Genomic DNA, 17,839 nt, shown 5'->3' on the forward strand with positions numbered 1-17,839 from the left:
GCGGAGGATTTGCGCGAGGCCGACGAGCATGAGCAGTGGCTGACCGAGAACCAGCCGCCGCATCACATTTGAACCGATTGCCCGCAAACCCCACACGATCGACCGCCTATCGACATACGGTCTTTTTCGGGCGGCGTCGCGTCGCCCCGGCAAATTCCTGTGACGGGAGGATGGCTCGCGTGTTAAAGGGGTTCAGAGATTTTGTGATGCGCGGTGACGTGATCACCGTGGCTGTCGGCCTGGTGGTGGCGTTGGCGTTTTCGAACCTGGTCAAGGCATTCACCGACAGTGTGATCAATCCGCTTGTCGCAGCTGTGCAGCCGGGTACCAAGTTCGGATTGGGTTGGCAGCTCGGCGATGCGGGCAACAAGGCGACATTCGTCGACATGGGCGCGTTCATCTCGGCGATCATCTACTTCATCGTCTTCATGGCGGTGGTGTACTTCCTGATCGTGCTGCCCTACCGGCACATCCAGAAACGTCGCGGCGTCACCGTGTTCGGCGAAGAGCCGGCCACCAAGGCCTGTCCCGCGTGCATGTCCGATATCCCTGAGGCCGCCAAGAAGTGCAAGTACTGCGCGAGTGACCAGCCGGCAGCTGCGTAGCGGCGATCGCAAGCGCGGCGAAGCCGGGCGCAGCGGGTCGCCGCGCAACGACTCAGTGCAGAGTGAGCGTCACGCTCTGCACCAGCGCGGCACCGGCCAGTGCGTTCGCGGCGGCGGCCGGTAGCGCGACCAACACCACGCGGTCGTCGGACTGCGCCTTTTGTTGCGCCGAGACCAGCACGACGACGGCGTTGGTGGCCACGACCCGGGGATTGGCGTGCGCATCGGATTCGGTCGCGGCTACGACGTCGACGACATCGCCGGCGCGCACGAGGTCGGCCAACGCGGCGTCGGCCGGGTGTACCGGCACGATCCGCGCGTCACGGCCGGCCGCCGACTCGGCGAGCCGGCTGCCCAGCAGCCGCACGTCGGTGAGCACCTCGCCGCGTCGCGCCGGACCGGCCAAAGTCGAGCCGACTACCACGCCCAGGTCGGATTGTGATCCGTCGGGAAGCGCTGGCGCCAAACGGTTTTCGAGCCGGACATCGTCGGAGGTCAACTGGACGCCGGGACCGAGGTCGCGGGCTGCCACCACGACCTGAGCGCGATCGCCGTCGGGATCGGATCGCAGCGCCGCGATTACGGCCAGTACGACCAGCCCGCCGGCCGCGACGCGGCGGGCCAACACCGTGCGTGTCCAGTCCGGGCGCAGCCACTGCGAGATACGGGTTGGCAGTGACGGATTCAGCGACTCCCGCATGCCGTCACGCTAGGCGCGGCCCGGCGTGAGGCGTGGCCGACGGAGAAACGCCTGTGGATAACTAGCTGGCCGCGGCGGCCGCCGGCGCGGGGCTCGACGTGCTCGACTTCTCGGCCGAGCTCGAGCTCTTACCCGAACTCGACGATTCGCTCGAAGACGAACCGTTCTTGGCATGGCCGTTGGTCGCGCTCTTGGCCGATTCACGGCTGTCCGTGCGGTAGAAACCGCTGCCTTTGAACACCACGCCGACGGAATTGAACAGTTTGCGCAGCCGACCGGAGCACTGCTGGCAGGTGGTCAGCGCATCGTCGGTGAAGGCCTGCACGACGTCGAAGCGGTGGCCGCAATCGGTGCACGCATAGCTGTAAGTCGGCACTGAAACCTCCGGGTATGTCCAGCTTCGTTAGCACTCTACCGTCTGCAGTGCTAAACCGCTATGTGGCCTGGCTCATTCCCGGGTCGTGACGGTCGCCAGCGCGGCGGAGCCGGGCGCAGCGGGCCGTCACCATTGGCTCGTGTCGAGGGCGACAAGCCCCCGTCGCGGCGTCAGCGCGTGGGTCATCCGGACGTCATGCGGCTCGCACGGCAGCTCGTCGACCAGTTCCTCGTCGCGCACCACCGCGACCAGTCGGGCCTGCGGGTCGCGGTGTTCCAGGGAGCGGTCATAGAAGCCGCGGCCGCGGCCCAGTCGCACGCCGCTACGGTCGACGGCCAGCGCGGGGACCAGCACCACGTCCGCCTCGGCCAGCGCCGACGGCGGCAGCCACGGCTTGGCCGGTTCGAGCAGACCGAAGCGCCCGGCCACGAGATGTCCGGGCCGGTACTCGCCCCACTGCAACGCCAGCGGCGTGTCGTCGGCGCCGGTGCGTGCGACAGGCAGCAGCACCCGTCCGGCGCGGCCCAGCAACGCGTCGAGCATCTCGATCGACCCCGGCTCGGCGCCCACCGGTACATACGCGCAGACCGTGCCGCCGCTGCTCACCAGGCCGCGGATGTGCTCGGCCAGTGCGCGTGCCTCGTCGGCGCGCGCGTTGTCGGCAACCGAACGGCGTGCAGCCAACAGCTGTTGGCGCAATGCGGCTTTGCCCGCAGTCGGCATGGGATCAACGATGGCAGGACGGGCTTTTGCGCCGCCACCTCGACGCGCGGTTATGGTGTGAACGATGTCACGCGCACTGGTTCCGGTTCCCCGGACCGCGGTTGTCCCTGCCGCCGGTCTGGGCACTCGCTTTTTGCCCACCACCAAAACGGTGCCCAAGGAGCTGTTGCCGGTCGTCGACACGCCCGGCATCGAGCTGGTTGCCGCCGAGGCCGCCGACGCCGGCGCCGAACGGTTGGTGATCGTCACCTCGCAGGGCAAGGACAGCGTCGTCGCGCATTTCGTCGAAGACCTGGTGCTGGAAGGCACGCTGGAGGCGCGGGGCAAGAAGGACATGCTGGCCAAGGTGCGCCGCGCCCCCCGGCTGATCAAAGTGGAGTCGGTGGTGCAGGACGAGCCGCTCGGCCTGGGACACGCCATCGGCTGCGTCGAACCGACACTGTCGGACGACGAGGACGCCATCGCGGTGCTGCTGCCCGACGACCTTGTGCTGCCCACCGGTGTGCTGGAGACCATGTCCAAGGTGCGGGCCCGCTACGGCGGCAGCGTGCTGTGCGCAATCGAGGTCGGTCCCGACGAGATCAGCGCCTATGGGGTGTTCGACGTCGAACCGGTGAGCGGTGCCGGCAGCGACGTGCTCAAGGTCAACGGCATGGTGGAAAAGCCGAAACCGGAGGACGCGCCGTCGCCGTATGCGGCTGCCGGGCGCTATGTCCTGGACCGTGCGATCTTCGACGCGCTGGGCCGCATCGAGCGCGGCGCCGGCGGCGAAATGCAGCTCACCGACGCAATTGCCTTGCTGATCAAGGAAGGTCATCCGGTTCACGTGGTGGTGCACCGCGGCTCTCGACACGACCTGGGAAATCCCGGCGGCTACCTCAAGGCTGCGGTTGACTTTGCATTGGACCGCGATGACTATGGCCCGGATTTGCGGCGATGGTTGGTGGCGCGATTGGGCCTGACCGAAAACTAGCGACCGCGTCAGGCCGACTAGGCAGAAAGGCGCGTGGTGCGTTCGGTTGAGGAGCAGCAGGCTCGGGTGTCGGCCGCCGCGGTCGCGCCGAGGCCGGTGCGGGTCGCGATCGCCGAGGCGCAGGGGCTGATGTGCGCCGAAGAGGTGGTCACCGAGCGACCGCTGCCGGGGTTCGACCAGGCCGCGATCGACGGCTATGCGGTCCGCAGTGTCGACGTGCTCGGCGTCGGGGATACCGACGGCCCGGACGGTCAGGTGGACGACGGCGCGGTGGTTTTGCCGGTGATGGCAACCATCGAGGCCGGGACACGCACGCCCAGCAGGCTCCAACCGCGGCAGGCCGCGCGGGTGCAGACCGGGGCGCCGCTGCCGACGCTGGCCGACGCCGTGCTGCCGCTGCGCTGGACCGACGGCGGGCAGTCGCGGGTGCGGGTGCTGCGTGGTGTGCGCTCGGGCGCTTATGTGCGGCGCACCGGCGACGACGTGCAACCGGGCGACGTCGCGGTGCGGGCGGGCACGATCATCGGCGCCGCCCAGGTCGGTCTGCTGGCGGCGGTGGGCCGCGAGCGGGTGCTGGTCCACCCGCGGCCGCGGCTGTCGGTGATGGCGGTTGGCGGTGAGCTGGTGGACATTTCGCGCACGCCCGGCAATGGCCAGGTCTACGACGTCAACTCCTACGCGCTGGCGGCGGCCGCCCGCGACGCGGGCGCGGAGGTGAACCGGGTCGGGATCGTCGACGCCAAGGAACTGCGCGACGTCGTCGAGGGTCAGCTCAACCGGGCCGAGATCGTGGTGATCGCCGGCGCCGTCGGTGGCGCGGCGGCCGAATCGGTGCGCGAGGTGCTCTCCGAGCTCGGCGAGATGGAGGTCACCCGGGTCGCGATGCATCCCGGCTCGGTGCAGGGTTTCGGGCAGCTTGGCCGCGAGGGTGTCCCGACGTTTCTGTTGCCCGCCAACCCGGTCAGCGCGCTGGTGGTGTTCGAGGTGATGGTCCGGCCGCTGATCCGGTTGACGCTGGGCAAGCGCCAGCCGATGCGCCGGGTCGTGCAGGCCCGCACGCTGTCGCCGATCAGCTCGGTGCCCGGCCGCAAGGGTTATCTGCGCGGGCAGCTGATGCGCGATCAGGACACCGGCGAATACCTGGTGCAGGCGCTCGGTGGCGCGCCGGGCGCGTCGTCGCATCTGCTGGCGACGCTGGCCGAGGCAAACTGTCTGGTGGTGGTTCCCAGTGACGCCGAGGAGATCCGTACCGGGGAGATCGTCGACGTCGCGTTCCTGGCTCAGCGTGGCTGAGCGGCCCCTCGTGAACCTGTGGCGCTCGAGTTCCCAGCATCCCGGCTGGCCGATGGTGGTCGGGCCGTTGCGGGTGCCGGCCGGTGTGATCCGGCTGCGCCCGGTGCGGATGCGCGATGCCGCGCAGTGGAGCCGGATCCGGTTGAATGATCGCGCCCACCTGGAACCGTGGGAACCCAGCACTGAGTCGGATTGGACTGTGCGCCATAGTGTTTCGTCGTGGCCTGCGGTGTGTTCGAGTTTGCGCGCAGAGGCCCGCAAGGGCAGGATGCTGCCCTATGTGATCGAGCTGGATGGGCAGTTCTGTGGCCAGCTGACGATCGGCAATGTGACGCACGGGGCGCTGCGGTCGGCGTGGATCGGGTACTGGGTCTCCAGTTCGGTCACCGGTGGCGGGGTGGCCACCGGGGCGTTGGCGCTGGGCCTCGACCACTGTTTCGGGCCGGTGATGCTGCATCGCGTGGAGGCCACCGTGCGACCGGAAAACGTCGCGAGCAGGGCGGTGCTGGCAAAGGTCGGATTCCGCGAGGAGGGGCTGCTGCGGCGCTACCTCCAGGTCGATGGCGCCTGGCGGGATCACGTGCTCGTCGCACTCACGGTCGAAGAGGTCTACGGGTCGGTGACATCGACGCTGGTGCGCGACGGGCACGCCACCTGGGTCTAGCGTTTGCCATTTTCTGTTACAGAAGTGGCATTTGTGGCTATTGGTGCTTGTCACAGGCAAATTACAGGTGTGTAATTGTCCTCGGCGCGGTGTTGCGCCGCCTGTCTCGCGGGGAAAGGACCGGGTGCCATGCCAAGCATCCCGCAATCGTTGTTGTGGATCTCGCTCGTGATCTTGTGGCTGTTCGTGCTGGTGCCGATGCTGATCAGCAAGCGCGACGCCGTGCGGCGCACCAGCGATGTGGCGTTGGCGACCCGGGTGCTCAACAGTGGAGCGGCCGCGCGGCTGCTCCGGCGGCGGGGCGGCCCGGCGGCCGGGCACCGCAGCGATCCGGACTGGCAGCCCGAGGAAGACGAATACGACGACTTCGATGACGACACCGACACCGAACGCATACAGAAGCCCGAGGTGGTGGCGGAGGTGGTTACCGAGGTTGCGCCGGACGCCGCAGTCGACGAGGCGGCTCCCGTCGGCGAGAATGCTTCGGACACACCGGTTTCCGAGGACGAAACCGACGAAATCGAGGACGCGGCCGAGCCCGAGCAGCTGGACGACGAGTACGAATACGTCGACGACACCTCGGGCATCCCGGTCGCGGAGGAGCCGGATGTGCGCCCTGCGGTTGCACGGCGGCACGGGTATGACACCCGGACTGCAGCCGCGGTCAGTGCCCGCAAGTACGCGTTCCGCAGGCGCGTGCTGCTGACGATGGCGATGATCCTGGCAGCGTCGGCCGCGGCGGCATTCCTGTTGACGCCCACGGCCTGGTGGGTGTGTGGCATCACCGGTGGGATCACCGTGCTCTACCTGGCCTATCTGCGACGGCAGACCCGCATCGAGGCGCGGCTGCGGCGCCGGCGCATGCAACGCATGGCGCGGTCGCGGCTGGGTGTGGAAAATACCCACGACCGCGAGTTCGACGTGGTTCCGTCGCGGCTGCGGCGCCCGGGCGCGGTGGTCCTCGAGATCGACGACGAGGACCCGATCTTTGAGCATCTCGACTACGCGCCCTACGAGCGGGATTACGGCTGGCACCGAGACCTGCCGAGGGCCGTCGGGCAGTAACGGTTTCGGCCGGCTCGACGGCGGCTGGTAACCTGCTAGCGGATCAGGGGCTATGGCGCAGTTGGTAGCGCGACTCGTTCGCATCGAGTAGGTCAGGGGTTCGATTCCCCTTAGCTCCACAGAGTTTGAGCAGGTGAGCGAGCCGTCTAGACGGGTGAGGCGCTCCGCTCTCCCAGCCAGATTCCTGCCGGCGCACAGGGCAGCCCCACGTCCCTGAGGGTCAGGATGCCGGCCGGCGCCGCGGCGACGTCGAAGGCGGCGTTGACCGCCGGCATGGCGGTCATGGTGTCCCATTCGTGGTTGCCCCAGTGCTCGGGCGGGACGAAGCGGACGCGGGTCTGCACCTCAGGCTCGCCCGCGATCACGACGTGGTAGTGGTCGTCGTCGAACACCCAGTCGCCGTTGAGTTTCTTGGTGAGATACCAGGAGACCCGCGACTCGATCACGGTCTTGCCCGCGACCTTGGCGTTCCAGCCCCCGCGTATCGCGGCGATAGTGTCCTTCTCGATGCACAACCAGCCGAGATCGACTCTCTCCGAGGCGGTCTGGTGGTCGATGACGAACTCCATGTCATCGAGCTCGAAACCCAACGCCACCGCCATGCGCTGAACGGAGTCGGCGAAGGTGCCGAATCCGAACTTCGCCAACTCGGCGACTTCGGGCGTCGCCTCGGGCAGCCCGATGCCGAGGGCCTGCCACGTTTCCGCCGACTCGTAGACGGAGACATCGGCCGACTCGACGATCGTCACCTTCTGGACGTCGCGGCATACGGCGGTCATCGCCGTCACCATGGTGTTGATCCAGCCCGGGTTGATGCCGGTGATGTACAGCGAGCTGTTGCCGCGTTCGCACGCAGCGGCCAGCTTCTCCTTGGTTTCGCCCTGGATTCCGCCGACGTTGAGGAACAGGTTCGTGCTGATGACGTCGAGGCCGCTTTCGAGTAAGCGTACGACGTGGTCGAGATCGGCCAAGAACGGCGTGTAGATGACGGTGTCGGCGCCCAGGGCGATGAGCGCGTCGATGTCGGTGGTGGCAACAACTCCGGTCTCGGGTCTGCCGCACAGCAGACCGGCATCGGTACCGGCCTTGTCGTCTGAATAGGCATACACGCCGACCAGCTCGAGGCGGGGATCGTCGAGAATCCCGCGCACGCTGAGCTTGCCGACTTTGCCGGTGGTCCACTGAATGACGCGCAGCTTGTTCATCGGTTCCTTCGATAGCACGGCGCCCCGCATGAGAACGAGTTAGCTCGTTACGAGAATTGTATTCTCATTCGGGAGAGTAGGACATCCGCAGCGAGGTTTCAAGACAACCTTTAGCCGGCCGTCGGCTTAGCCGCAGTTACAAATTGCAGCGCGCGCTGCGCCTGCTGCTCCACGTCGACCAGACCCGCCGATGTAAACAGGTCGACGAACTCGTGGCGGTCAAACATCCGCACCCCGATGACACCGGCACCGGCCGCCAGGGTGTGCCGGACCGGAGCCGCCTGACCCGAGTAGCTGGTCAGGATCGCCACGCGCCCACCCGGTCGCAATACCCGCACCATCTCGTGGGCCACCTTGAAGGGTTCCGGCATCAGGTACAGCGCGCCGAAACAGCAGACGGCGTCGAACGTTTCGTCGTCGAACGGCAGGGCGCGGCCGTCGCCGCGGACATAGCAGACGCCCGGTCCGCTGTTGTCGAGCACCGCCCGGGTCAGCATCGGCTCGGAGATGTCGAACCCGACCGCGAGACCGCCCGCGGGAAGCTGGCGCGCCAGCTCGCCCGTGAAATTGCCTGGCCCGCAAGCAACGTCGAGCAGCCTATGCGCGGCCGAAAGGCGCAGCGCCTCCGCCGCGCGACGCTGCTCGGCCCCCGTGGTGATGCCGCTGGCGAGGTAGAACGACATCGGCCGCCACAGCCGTTCGTACACGGTGGCGACGAGCGGGCTGTTCATCGCGCGCTGGGCAAACGTCGGCGCGGGCGCCGTCGCCGATTCACCCAACACGTCGAGAAACCCGTGCCGCAGCGCAGCGGGCCGGGTGAGCAGGGCGCGGGTCGCACCGATCGGGTCGTCGCTCATCTCCATCCCAGTAGTGTGACGAACCTGCCCCTTGCGTCCTAGCCTGGGCGTAATCCGCGACGGACAGGGGGCGGCAGGCACGGTGACCGAACTGACCGGTGTGCGCGCCGAAGAACTCGCCGCCATGGACATCTTCAAGGGGTGTCCCGCCCAGGACTTGATGCCGCTGGCGGCCAGCCTGCAACCCTTGCAGGCAGCGGCGGGCCAGGTGCTCATGCAGCAGGGCGAACAGGCCGTTTCCTTCCTGCTTATCTCGTCGGGCACCGCCGAGGTCAAACACGTCGGCGATGACGGCGTCGTCATCGTCGAGCACGTCTGCGCCGGCACCATCGTCGGGGAAATCGCGCTGCTGCGTCACGTCGCGCGCACAGCGACCGTCACCACCACCGAACCGTTGACGGGCTGGATCGGCGACAACGACGCGTTCGCCCGGTTGGTGCACATCCCGGGCATCATGGCGCGGCTCGTGAAAACAGTGCGCCAACGGCTGGCCGCCTTCATCACGCCGATCCCGATCACGGCCCGCGACGGCACCGCACTGATGCTTCGTCCGGTGTTGCCCGGCGACCGCGAGCGGACACTAGAGGGCCACATTCGGTTCTCCAGCGAGACGCTGTACCGGCGATTCATGTCGCCGCGCGTCCCGAGTCCGGCGCTGATGGACTATCTGGCCGAGGTCGATTACGTCGACCATTTCGTGTGGGTGGTCACCGACCAGGACGGCTACCCCGTCGCCGATGCCCGCTTTGTCCGCGACAACCACACCCGCAACGTCGCCGAGGTCGCGTTCACCGTCGCCGACGACTATCAAGGCCGGGGGATCGGGACGTTTCTGATCGCGGCGCTGTCCGTCGCCGCCCGAGTCGACGGTGTCGAAAAGTTTTCCGCCCGTGTGCTTTCCGACAACCTGCCGATGCGCACCATCATGGACCGCTACGGAGCGGTGTGGGAGCGCGACGACGTCGGCGTCGTCACCACGGTCATCGACGTCCCCGACCCGCGCGACCTGCGCCTCGAACCGGACATGATTGATCAGATCAAACGCGTGGCGCGCCAAGTAATCCGGGCGGTCGGCTAGCCGTTGCCCACCTCTGATATCAACATCGCATGCGACGGCTGTGGATCGGCGTGGCGACAGTAATGCTGACGGCCGCGTGCGCTCACACACCGGCCTCCACGCCGGCGCCCGTGGAGAGCGCCACGGTTGACCGCGTCAACCCGTCCAATATCAAGCGGATGAGCCGCGATATGCCGCCCGGCTACGAAGTAACCCCGGTTTCGGGGACGGCCGCACCGCCGGCGATCTGGGGGCTGGGCTCGGACTGGACGGCTGACCCGTCGCACTGCGCGGCGCTGGCGGACCCGGCCGCAGGTCGCGGCCAGTCGCCGCAAGGCGTCTCGGGGTCGGGCGACGGCGGCATCGTCTACACAGTGATCGCCGCCGCGCCGGTGCGCCTGGATCCCGCGCTGGTTGTCGACTGCCCGCACTGGACGATGACCAACGGCGCCGCCACCACCCGGGTACATCTGATAGCGCCACCTCAGGTCGACGGTGTCGAAACCCTCGGCATGGCCAGCGAGACCATCATGCCGGTGGAAGGTGGCGGTGAAATCGTCTCTCAGGCAACCACTTTCACCGCCTACCTGGGCGGCTATTACGCGTTCACCGCGCTCATCACCGACCCCGGCTCGCCGCAGCCGCCGCTGCCGGCGCAATTCGCGGCCGACTTGCTGGTGAACACCGTGGCCGAGTTACGTCGCTGACGGACTGCCGTTGGGTACCCTGGCCACGATGATCAGGGCTGCGCTTGCGATCGCATCGGCGTGCGTGCTCGCGGCATGTGGATCCGCCGACTCTGCCTCCCCGCCCGCCGACATCACCAAGGTCAAGCAGGTGAAGTCGAGCTTCGGCCCCGAATTCACGACCAAGGACATCCCGAAGACCGGCGTCGACCCCAAGGTGCTCTCTTCGCACAAGCTGCCGGAAGGGCTGAAGTTCGAACCGGCCGACTGCGCGAAATTCGTGGCCGGCCAGGAGATGCCGCCGGGGCTGCAGGGCAACATGGCCGCGGAGGCGGCCGAGGGCAACGGCAACCGTTTCATCGTCATCGCCTTGCAGACCTCGCAAGCGCTGCCGTTCAACGACCCCGGACAACACTGCAAGCAAGTCGGGTTCGCCGGTGGCCCGGTGCGCGGCATGCTCGAGGTTGTCGACGTCCCCCAGATCGACGGGACCCGAACGCTGGGCGTGCACCGCGTGGTGCAAACGACGGTCGATGGCCAACCCCGCATGGGCGAGCTCTACAACTACTCGGCTCAATTCGGCGACTACGAGGTGATCGTCACCGCCAATCCGCTGGTGGTGCCGGACAAGCCGGCCGCCCCTGTCGACACGAATCGTGCCCGCGACTTGCTCGTCAAAGGGGTTGCGGCGATCCGGAGTTAGCGGACGTCGCGGGGCCGGAATTGGATGCTGATCCGCGGGCCGGCGCACCCGGACGTCTTGGGAACCGAGTGCTCCCAGGTGCGTTGGCATGAGCCGCCCATCACCAGCAGGTCGCCGTGGGCCTGCGGCAGCCGCAGCGAATGCCCGCCGCCACGCGGCCGCATCGCGAAAGTGCGGGTGGCGCCCAGGCTGACGATCGCCACCATGGTGTCCTCGGTGCTGCTGCGGCCGATGGTGTCGCCGTGCCAGGCGACGCTGTCGGACCCGTTGCGGTACAGGCACAGTCCGACAGTGGTGAACGGCTCGCCGAGCTCGCCGGCGTAGATGTCGTTGAGCCGGCGGCGCAGCCGCGTCAGCCGGGGATGTGGCGGATCTTCGGCGGCGAGGTCGTGAAAGCTGACCAGCCGCGGGACGTCGACCACCCGGTCGTACATCGGCCGGCGCTCGGCGCGCCACGGGACCGTCGTCATCAGCTCCTCGAAGAGATCGTCGGCGTCGGTCAGCCAGCCGGAGCGGATGTCGATCCAGGCGCCGTCTGTAAGGTCTCGGCGCTCGTTGCAGTCGAACAGCGACTCCTGTACCGGTATCGCCATGCCCGTCATTTTATCGCACGTGCGTTCGAGAGCTAGTTGAGGCGGACCGGTCCGGGGCCTTGTTCGGCGAGCACGTCGCCGGGGTTGGCCAGCTGGCAGCTGCGCAGGCTCAGGCAGCCGCAGCCGATGCAGTCGGCGAGGTTGTCCCGTAGCCGTTGCAGGTGGACGATCCGGTCGTCGAGGTCGGCGCGCCAGCCGGCCGACAGCCGCGCCCAGTCCTTGCTGGTGGGCACCCGGTCGGTGGGCAGGGTGGCCAGCGCCTCGCGGACCCGGGCCAGCGGGATGCCCAGCCGCTGCGACATCCGGATGAACGCGACCCGCCGCAGCGTGTCGCGGCTGTAGCGGCGCTGGTTGCCCGATGTGCGCCGGCTGGTGATCAGGCCTTGGCGCTCGTAGAAGTGCAGCGCCGAGACCGCTACGCCGGCCCGTGCGGCCAGCTCGCCGGGAAGGAGCTCCTGGGTGTCCATATACCTAAACCATACTTGAGGTGGCGGTTGGAGTTACGGTGCTAACTGTGAGTCTTGGCACCAATTCCGAGGTGGGCACGCTGCGGGTGGCGATCCTGCACCGGCCGGGCGCCGAACTGGGCCGGCTCACCCCCGGCAACAACGACAAGTTGCTGTTCGACGGGCTGCCGTGGGTGGCGCGCGCGCAGGACGAGCACGATGCGTTCGCCGAGCTGCTGCGTTCCCGCGGCGTCGAGGTGCTGCTGATGTCCGAGCTGCTGACCGAAGCTTTGGAAAGCGGTGCGGCCCGGATGCAGGGGATCGCCGCCGCAGTGGACGACCGGCGGTTGGGATTGCCTCTGGCCCAAGAGCTTTCGGCCTACCTGCGTGGCTTGGCCCCCGCGGCGCTGGCCCATGTCCTGATGGCGGGCATGACGTTCGCCGAGCTGCCGCCCGACACCCGGACCGACGTGTCGTTGGTGCGCCTGATGCATCACGCCGCCGACTATGTGATCGAGCCGTTGCCGAATCTGGTGTTCACCCGCGACTCGTCGATCTGGATCGGGCCGCGGGTGATCATCCCGACGCTGGCGTTGCCGGCGCGGGCCCGCGAGGCGTCGCTGACCGATCTGATCTATGCCCACCATCCGCGGTTCACCGGCGTGCGGCGCGCCTACGAATCACACACCGCGCCGGTCGAAGGCGGTGACGTGCTGCTGCTGGCGCCCGGTGTCGTCGCCGTCGGGGTGGGGGAGCGCACCACGCCGGCCGGCGCGGAAGCGTTGGCGCGCAGCCTGTTCGACGACGATCTCGCGGAAACCGTGTTGGCCGTTCCGATCGAGCAGCGCCGCGCGCAGATGCACCTGGACACCGTGTGCACCATGGTCGACACCGATGCGGTGGTGATGTACGCCAATGTCGTCGACACCCTGTCCGCGTACACGATTGCGCGCACACCCGACGGCGTGAAGATCTCCGACGCGGCGCCGTTCGTGGAGGCCGCCGCGACGGCGATCGGTGTCGACAAGTTGCGGGTCATCGACACCGGCTTGGATCCCGTTATCGCCGAACGCGAACAGTGGGACGACGGCAACAACACGCTGGCGCTGGCGCCCGGTGTCGTCGTCGCCTACGAGCGCAATGTGCGGACCAATTACCGCCTCGAGGAGGCGGGGATTGAAGTGCTCACGATCGCGGCCTCGGAGCTGGGCACCGGTCGCGGCGGGCCACGCTGCATGTCCTGCCCGGCCGCCCGGGACCCGCTGTAGGTTGTCGCGTTGAGATTGCGCACAGCGTCGTTGTTCCGCGAACATCACGACCCTACACGCAATTTCAACGCATACCTGCGACGGGCAAAGGCCTCCGACACTCGATGAAGAATGAATCGGCGGCTGTGTTCGGCCACCACGTGGATATCGATCCAGCCTTGGCGTTCGATCAGTTCGGCGCGCCCGATGTCGTGCACGTACCGCTCACGATCGGAGCTATGCTGCTGGCCGTCGTAGTCGAGGCCCACCCGTGGCTCGTCGTAACCCATATCGATGAACGCCTCGTTGAAGCCGTCGGTGATTCTGATTTGTGTTCTCGGCGCAGGTAGTCCGGCGTCGATGAGCAAGAGCCGCAACCACGTTTCCTTCGGAGACTGGGCGCCAGGGTCCATCAGGTTGAGGGCGACCGGCGACCGGCGTAGTCCGCGGGCCCTCGGATAGCGGTCGGCCAACGCGAAAGCATCGCATGCCGCTACACCAGTGGCCCGGGCCAATGCGTCGAGGTGCCTGACAGCGACATCCCGCGGCAGATGCCGGGCAAGGTCGAGTGCGGTCCGCGCTGGAGTGGTCACCGGGATACCGTCGACCTCGACGATCTCGTCCGGCTCGATCCGCTCATTGCGAACCACAACTCCCGGCGGCGGTCGGCCGTTGCGCCAGATCATCTCGATCGGTGTCCGCGCGTCAATCCAGAGCGCACCGTGTAGCGCGGCAGCGGCGCGCCCGGCGATCACACCGTTGCGACCTGACCACAGCCAGGCACCTACCGTGTTGTGCCGCAGTGAGGGAGCCGCGGTCTTGGCTACATAGATGCCGGGAAAGATCAAGCTGTAGTTCCAACGCAACTGGCCTTTGGTTAGCGCGCCGCGAGCGAGCATCTCGGTGCCGACGAACACTTCAGACACGCAACGATACTGGTAGACGGCGGCTGGGCGCGCCGTTCAGATTGCACGCTGGGTTGTGGATAAGCCGGATGAACAACGCTGAGCGCAATCTCAACGCCAGCTGGGTAGCCAGATCTCCATGTTCCAGGTGGCCTGCGAGATCGGCTGGCCGGTAAGGATGGGGAACAGCCACGCGAAGTTGGTCAACACCAAAGCGACGTAGCAGGAGACGACGATCAGCCCGAGTGTGCGCCGTTCCGGTCCTTGCCTTGGCTGGTAAAGGATGTCGCCGAGAATCAGCGCGATCGCCATCACCAAAAACGGCGCCATCGTCGCCGCATAGAAGAAGTACATCTGCCGGTCGATGTCGGCGAACCACGGCAACCACCCGGCGCAATAACCGACGAGCACTGCGGCGTAACGCCAATCCCGTCGGATGAATGCCCGCCACGCCGCATAGAAAAGGACCGGCACCGACACCCACCACAGCGCCGGAGTGCCGACCAGCATCACGGCCTTGACGCACGACTGTGCGCCGCAACCCGGCACGTTCTGCTGGTCGATGGCGTAGAGCACCGGCCGCAGCGACATCGGCCAGGCCCACGGCTTGGACTCCCACGGATGGTAGTTCCCCGCGGAATTGGTCAGCCCGGAATGGAATTGGTAGGCCTTGTAGGTGTAGTGCCACAGCGAGCGAATGGCATCGGGCATCGGGAAGCTGGCCTCGTCGCCGATCGACTGGCCGACCTCGTGACGGTTGATCGCCGTCTCGGAGGCGAACCACGGCGCATACGAAGCCAGATACACCGCGAACGGAATAACCAGCAGCGCATACACAGTCGGGCCCACGTCACGCCGCACCACCCCCAGCCACGGCCGGGGCACCCGGTAGGCGCGGCGCGCGGCCAGGTCGAACGCCAGCGACATCAACCCGAAGAACAGCACGAAGTACAGGCCCGACCACTTTGTCGCACAAGCCAATCCGAGCAGCACCCCGGCGCCGAAGCGCCACCACCGCACGCCCAGCCGCGGCCCCCACGGTGTCTCGTCGCTGCGGCCCTCGCTCAGCGCGATGTGCATCCGTTCCCGAACCTGATCGCGGTCGACGATCAGCGCCCCGAACGCCGCGACGACGAAGAACGCCAGAAAGCCGTCGAGCAGCGCGGTGCGCGACGCGACAAAGCTGACGCCGTCGGCGATCAGCAGCAGCCCGGCGATACCACCGACCAGAGTCGAGCGGCTGATCCGCCGCACGATGCGAACCACCAATGCCACCATCACCACGCCGAGCAGCGCCCCGGTGAATCGCCAGCCCACCCCGTTGTAACCGAAGATGGCTTCGCCCAGCGCGATCAGCTGCTTGCCGACCGGCGGGTGAACGACCAGTCCGAAGCCCGGGTTGTCCTCCACGCCGTGGTTGTGCAGCATCTGCCAGGCCTGCGGCGCGTAATGCTTTTCGTCGAAGATCGGTGTGCCGGCGTCGGTCGGCGAGCCCAGGTTCACGAACCGGGTGAGCGCCGCCAGCGCGGTGACCACCGCGGTGACCGCCCAGCCGTTGAGGCGGTCGACAGGCCCGAAATCCGCGACCGGCATCAGCGGCCCTGGGCTGATGACCGGTACCGGCCGTTCGGCGACGTCGACAGGAGCAGCGGTCATCACCGTCGATCGTAGGCTGTGGCCCATGACCGCCGGTCGACTGCTGCTGGGCGCCACGCCGCTGGGCCAGCCGGCGGACGCGTCGTCGCGGCTGGTCGAGGCGCTGGCCACTGCCGACGTGGTGGCCGCCGAGGACACCCGCCGGGTGCGCACGCTGGCCACGGCGCTCGGCGTCCGCATCGCCGGCAAGGTGGTCAGCCTCTACGACCACGTCGAGGCGGCGCGGGTTCCCGGGCTGCTCGACGAGATCGCGGCCGGCGCGACGGTGCTGATGGTCACCGATGCCGGGATGCCGCTGATCAGCGACCCGGGGCATCGGCTGGTGGTGGCCTGCCTGGAGGCCGGGCTGCCCGTGCACTGCCTGCCCGGCCCGTCGGCGGTGACCGCCGCGCTGGCGGTGTCGGGGTTGCCGTCGGACAAGTTCTGCTTCGAGGGCTTCGCTCCCCGCAAGCAGTCGGCGCGGCGGAGTTGGCTGGCGTCACTCGCGGACGAGCCACGCACCTGCGTGTTCTTCGAATCCCCCCGCCGCCTGCCGGCCTGCTTGCGTGACGCCGTCGAGCAGCTCGGCGGCAGCAGGAGGGCGGCGGTGTGTCGGGAACTGACCAAGGTGCACGAGGAAGTGGTCCGCGGAACGCTGGAGGAGTTGGCGAACTGGGCGGCCGACGGCGTGCTGGGCGAGATCACCGTCGTGCTCGCCGGAGCCACCCCGAGCGCCGACCTGCCCACGCTGGTTGCCGAGGTGAACTCCCTTGCCCGCCGAGGTGTTCGGGTCAAAGACGCCTGCGCGCAAGTTACCGCGGGCACGCCGGTGTCACGGCGTGAGCTCTACGACGCGGTGCTGCGGTCGCGCGACTGAGGTCTGCAGGATCGGCGCGGCCTTGTGCAGGCACTCGTCCCATTCCGCATCGACGTCGGAGTCGGCCGTGATCCCGCCGCCGGCTCCGAGCACCGCGTTGCCCGCGGTGTCGAATTCCACCGTGCGGATAGCCACGTTGAGCTCGCAGCCCGCCACCGGCGAAGCCAAACCGACTGTGCCGCAATACACTCCGCGCCGAGACTGCTCCCACTGCGAAATGAGCTGTCGCGCGCGCAGTTTGGGGGTTCCGGTGACCGAAGCCGGCGGGAAGGCGGCATCCAACAACGCCCCCGTCGGCACCGAGGTGGGCACCACCGCCGAGACGGTCGACACCAGATGCCACACGCCCGGCGCTGGTCGCACCACCAGCAGCTCGGGCACGTCGACCGTGCCGGTGACCGCCACCCGGCTCAGGTCGTTGCGAACCATGTCGACGATCATGATGTTTTCGGCGACGTCTTTGACCGAGGCCCGCAGCGCCGACGGGCAGGCATCTAGCGGCAGGGTCCCCTTGATCGGGCTGGACGTCACGACATCGCCACGGCGGCATAGGAACAGCTCCGGCGACAGCGACGCCACTGCGCCCCACGGGCCCGCAAGATAGGCCGCCCGGGCCGGCGCCGTGCAGGCGATGCCGTCGGCGAAGAAGTCCAGCGGCGCCCCGGCGAGGATGCCGCTGAATTGCGTGCAGACGCAAGCCTGATACACCTCGCCGGCGGCGATCGCCTCCAGGCAGGCCAGCACCCCGGCGCGGTGTGCGGCACGGTCGGCGTCGTCCCACTCGGTGCGGCATGCCCGTTCGGGCGCCGGCGTCGCCAGCGCGTCGACGAGCCACCCCGGCATCGGCGCGCCCGACAGGCTCTCGTACCACCACTGCCGGTCGCGGTCGCAGCGCAACACGCAGTCGGTCCAGCCGCCGGCGGCCGCCGGGAGGCGGGGCGGTCGCCCGTCGGCGCCCGGATCGGGGTAGGACAGGTAGCCGATCCAGCCGCCGCCCACCGCGGCGGTGTCTGAGCCGGGACGCACGGCGAACGCGTCGGCGGGATCGACCGGCAGCAGCGAAACGCTGGGTGCGACGACGGCCGACGCGCCGAACCACTCGCCGGTCAGCGCCGCCGGCGGCGGCAGGCCGAGCCGAGCCGTGGCGTCGCCGACGGCGCGCAGCACTTGCGCCGCGTCGCCCAGGTCGCCGAGCCGGTCGATTCGCACCGCTCTAGCTTGGCAGACGT

At 68.1% G+C, this 17,839-nt stretch carries 20 protein-coding genes and 1 tRNA gene; 11 read left to right on the forward strand and 10 right to left on the reverse strand.

Going from position 1 to position 17,839, the window contains the following annotated elements; translation table 11 throughout:
* The first annotated feature begins 179 nt into the window (after positions 1-179).
* Positions 180-605: a large conductance mechanosensitive channel protein MscL gene (locus tag AWC14_RS15090; RefSeq protein ID WP_045381716.1), complete on the forward strand. Its 426-nt coding sequence runs from the start codon at positions 180-182 to the stop codon at positions 603-605.
* 52 nt (positions 606-657) lie between these two features.
* On the opposite strand, the gene AWC14_RS15095 is transcribed toward AWC14_RS15090, so the two are convergent.
* From AWC14_RS15095 to AWC14_RS15105, 3 genes are all read right to left on the reverse strand, one after another.
* Entirely contained in the window at positions 658-1,305 is a 648-nt protein-coding gene (locus AWC14_RS15095) for an SAF domain-containing protein (protein ID WP_045381603.1), read from the reverse strand.
* 61 nt (positions 1,306-1,366) lie between these two features.
* Positions 1,367-1,681, reverse strand: a complete 315-nt coding sequence (locus AWC14_RS15100) for an FmdB family zinc ribbon protein (protein WP_045381600.1) — start codon at positions 1,679-1,681, stop codon at positions 1,367-1,369.
* A gap of 126 nt (positions 1,682-1,807) precedes the next feature.
* Positions 1,808-2,404 (reverse strand): 5-formyltetrahydrofolate cyclo-ligase, encoded by a 597-nt coding sequence (locus AWC14_RS15105; RefSeq protein WP_045381598.1) that lies wholly within the window; start codon positions 2,402-2,404, stop codon positions 1,808-1,810.
* 64 nt (positions 2,405-2,468) lie between these two features.
* Between AWC14_RS15105 and AWC14_RS15110 the strand changes: the two genes are divergently transcribed.
* From AWC14_RS15110 to AWC14_RS15130, 5 genes are all read left to right on the forward strand, one after another.
* Positions 2,469-3,377 (forward strand): UTP--glucose-1-phosphate uridylyltransferase, encoded by a 909-nt coding sequence (locus tag AWC14_RS15110; RefSeq protein ID WP_045381596.1) that lies wholly within the window; start codon positions 2,469-2,471, stop codon positions 3,375-3,377.
* 36 nt (positions 3,378-3,413) lie between these two features.
* Positions 3,414-4,670, forward strand: a complete 1,257-nt coding sequence (glp, locus tag AWC14_RS15115; protein WP_057003288.1) for a molybdotransferase-like divisome protein Glp — start codon at positions 3,414-3,416, stop codon at positions 4,668-4,670.
* A 10-nt stretch (positions 4,671-4,680) separates the two neighbouring features.
* Entirely contained in the window at positions 4,681-5,334 is a 654-nt protein-coding gene (locus AWC14_RS15120) for a GNAT family N-acetyltransferase (protein ID WP_045381713.1), read from the forward strand.
* Positions 5,335-5,463: 129 nt separating this feature from the next.
* Complete coding sequence (gene sepX / locus AWC14_RS15125; RefSeq protein WP_045381593.1) at positions 5,464-6,399, forward strand: divisome protein SepX/GlpR; 936 nt, start codon at positions 5,464-5,466, stop codon at positions 6,397-6,399.
* Positions 6,400-6,445: 46 nt separating this feature from the next.
* Positions 6,446-6,518, forward strand: a tRNA-Ala gene (locus tag AWC14_RS15130).
* Positions 6,519-6,545: 27 nt separating this feature from the next.
* On the opposite strand, the gene AWC14_RS15135 is transcribed toward AWC14_RS15130, so the two are convergent.
* Positions 6,546-7,604, reverse strand: a complete 1,059-nt coding sequence (locus tag AWC14_RS15135) for an NAD(P)H-dependent amine dehydrogenase family protein (protein WP_045381710.1) — start codon at positions 7,602-7,604, stop codon at positions 6,546-6,548.
* Positions 7,605-7,714: 110 nt separating this feature from the next.
* Positions 7,715-8,461, reverse strand: a complete 747-nt coding sequence (locus AWC14_RS15140; protein WP_142281710.1) for a methyltransferase domain-containing protein — start codon at positions 8,459-8,461, stop codon at positions 7,715-7,717.
* An 82-nt stretch (positions 8,462-8,543) separates the two neighbouring features.
* Between AWC14_RS15140 and AWC14_RS15145 the strand changes: the two genes are divergently transcribed.
* Genes AWC14_RS15145 through AWC14_RS15155 form a run of 3 tightly spaced genes read left to right on the forward strand, consistent with a single transcriptional unit; the run spans position 8,544 to position 10,907 of the window.
* A complete protein-coding gene (locus tag AWC14_RS15145) occupies positions 8,544-9,539 on the forward strand; it encodes a GNAT family N-acetyltransferase (protein WP_235215974.1) in 996 nt (331 codons plus the stop codon).
* A 29-nt stretch (positions 9,540-9,568) separates the two neighbouring features.
* Positions 9,569-10,225, forward strand: coding sequence for a DUF5642 family protein (locus AWC14_RS15150; RefSeq protein ID WP_045381587.1), 657 nt, complete (start codon positions 9,569-9,571; stop codon positions 10,223-10,225).
* A 28-nt stretch (positions 10,226-10,253) separates the two neighbouring features.
* Complete coding sequence (locus AWC14_RS15155; RefSeq protein WP_045381584.1) at positions 10,254-10,907, forward strand: DUF5642 family protein; 654 nt, start codon at positions 10,254-10,256, stop codon at positions 10,905-10,907.
* Here the strand turns inward: AWC14_RS15155 and AWC14_RS15160 are convergent.
* Positions 10,904-11,500, reverse strand: coding sequence for an alpha-ketoglutarate-dependent dioxygenase AlkB (locus AWC14_RS15160; RefSeq protein WP_045381581.1), 597 nt, complete (start codon positions 11,498-11,500; stop codon positions 10,904-10,906). The two genes, AWC14_RS15155 and AWC14_RS15160, sit on opposite strands and share 4 nt — an antisense overlap.
* 32 nt (positions 11,501-11,532) lie before the next feature.
* Positions 11,533-11,967, reverse strand: coding sequence for a redox-sensitive transcriptional activator SoxR (gene soxR, locus AWC14_RS15165; RefSeq protein WP_045381578.1), 435 nt, complete (start codon positions 11,965-11,967; stop codon positions 11,533-11,535).
* A 38-nt stretch (positions 11,968-12,005) separates the two neighbouring features.
* Here soxR and arcA point away from each other — a divergent pair, with 38 nt between their 5' ends.
* The gene (gene arcA / locus AWC14_RS15170) at positions 12,006-13,214 is read left to right on the forward strand and encodes an arginine deiminase (protein WP_045381575.1); all 1,209 of its coding nucleotides are present in this window, start codon (positions 12,006-12,008) and stop codon (positions 13,212-13,214) included.
* Positions 13,215-13,258: 44 nt separating this feature from the next.
* Here the strand turns inward: arcA and AWC14_RS15175 are convergent, their stop codons facing one another.
* Both AWC14_RS15175 and AWC14_RS15180 read right to left on the reverse strand, forming a co-directional pair.
* The gene (locus tag AWC14_RS15175; RefSeq protein WP_081968218.1) at positions 13,259-14,119 is read right to left on the reverse strand and encodes a type IV toxin-antitoxin system AbiEi family antitoxin; all 861 of its coding nucleotides are present in this window, start codon (positions 14,117-14,119) and stop codon (positions 13,259-13,261) included.
* A 90-nt stretch (positions 14,120-14,209) separates the two neighbouring features.
* Positions 14,210-15,754, reverse strand: a complete 1,545-nt coding sequence (locus AWC14_RS15180; RefSeq protein WP_057003284.1) for a dolichyl-phosphate-mannose--protein mannosyltransferase — start codon at positions 15,752-15,754, stop codon at positions 14,210-14,212.
* 25 nt (positions 15,755-15,779) lie between these two features.
* On the opposite strand from AWC14_RS15180, the gene rsmI reads away from it, so the two are divergent.
* Positions 15,780-16,610, forward strand: a complete 831-nt coding sequence (gene rsmI, locus AWC14_RS15185; protein ID WP_045381572.1) for a 16S rRNA (cytidine(1402)-2'-O)-methyltransferase — start codon at positions 15,780-15,782, stop codon at positions 16,608-16,610.
* On the opposite strand, the gene AWC14_RS15190 is transcribed toward rsmI, so the two are convergent.
* Positions 16,566-17,819, reverse strand: a complete 1,254-nt coding sequence (locus AWC14_RS15190; protein WP_057003285.1) for an aminodeoxychorismate synthase component I — start codon at positions 17,817-17,819, stop codon at positions 16,566-16,568. The genes rsmI and AWC14_RS15190 overlap by 45 nt on opposite strands.
* Positions 17,820-17,839: the final 20 nt, after the last annotated feature.

This window comes from Mycobacterium kyorinense (assembly GCF_002101735.1).
In the GTDB taxonomy this organism is placed as follows: Bacteria; Actinomycetota; Actinomycetes; order Mycobacteriales; family Mycobacteriaceae; genus Mycobacterium; species Mycobacterium kyorinense.

Excerpts from the sequence above, each read along its gene's own strand:
- AWC14_RS15095 (WP_045381603.1), bottom strand. The coding sequence starts at position 1,305 with ATGCGGGAGTCGCTGAATCCGTCACTGCCAACCCGTATCTCGCAGTGG.
- AWC14_RS15105 (WP_045381598.1), bottom strand. The coding sequence starts at position 2,404 with ATGCCGACTGCGGGCAAAGCCGCATTGCGCCAACAGCTGTTGGCTGCA.
- AWC14_RS15110 (WP_045381596.1), top strand. The coding sequence starts at position 2,469 with ATGTCACGCGCACTGGTTCCGGTTCCCCGGACCGCGGTTGTCCCTGCC.
- sepX (WP_045381593.1), top strand. The coding sequence starts at position 5,464 with ATGCCAAGCATCCCGCAATCGTTGTTGTGGATCTCGCTCGTGATCTTG.
- AWC14_RS15135 (WP_045381710.1), bottom strand. The coding sequence starts at position 7,604 with ATGAACAAGCTGCGCGTCATTCAGTGGACCACCGGCAAAGTCGGCAAG.
- AWC14_RS15140 (WP_142281710.1), bottom strand. The coding sequence starts at position 8,461 with ATGAGCGACGACCCGATCGGTGCGACCCGCGCCCTGCTCACCCGGCCC.
- AWC14_RS15150 (WP_045381587.1), top strand. The coding sequence starts at position 9,569 with ATGCGACGGCTGTGGATCGGCGTGGCGACAGTAATGCTGACGGCCGCG.
- AWC14_RS15155 (WP_045381584.1), top strand. The coding sequence starts at position 10,254 with ATGATCAGGGCTGCGCTTGCGATCGCATCGGCGTGCGTGCTCGCGGCA.
- AWC14_RS15160 (WP_045381581.1), bottom strand. The coding sequence starts at position 11,500 with ATGGCGATACCGGTACAGGAGTCGCTGTTCGACTGCAACGAGCGCCGA.
- soxR (WP_045381578.1), bottom strand. The coding sequence starts at position 11,967 with ATGGACACCCAGGAGCTCCTTCCCGGCGAGCTGGCCGCACGGGCCGGC.
- AWC14_RS15180 (WP_057003284.1), bottom strand. The coding sequence starts at position 15,754 with ATGACCGCTGCTCCTGTCGACGTCGCCGAACGGCCGGTACCGGTCATC.
- rsmI (WP_045381572.1), top strand. The coding sequence starts at position 15,780 with ATGACCGCCGGTCGACTGCTGCTGGGCGCCACGCCGCTGGGCCAGCCG.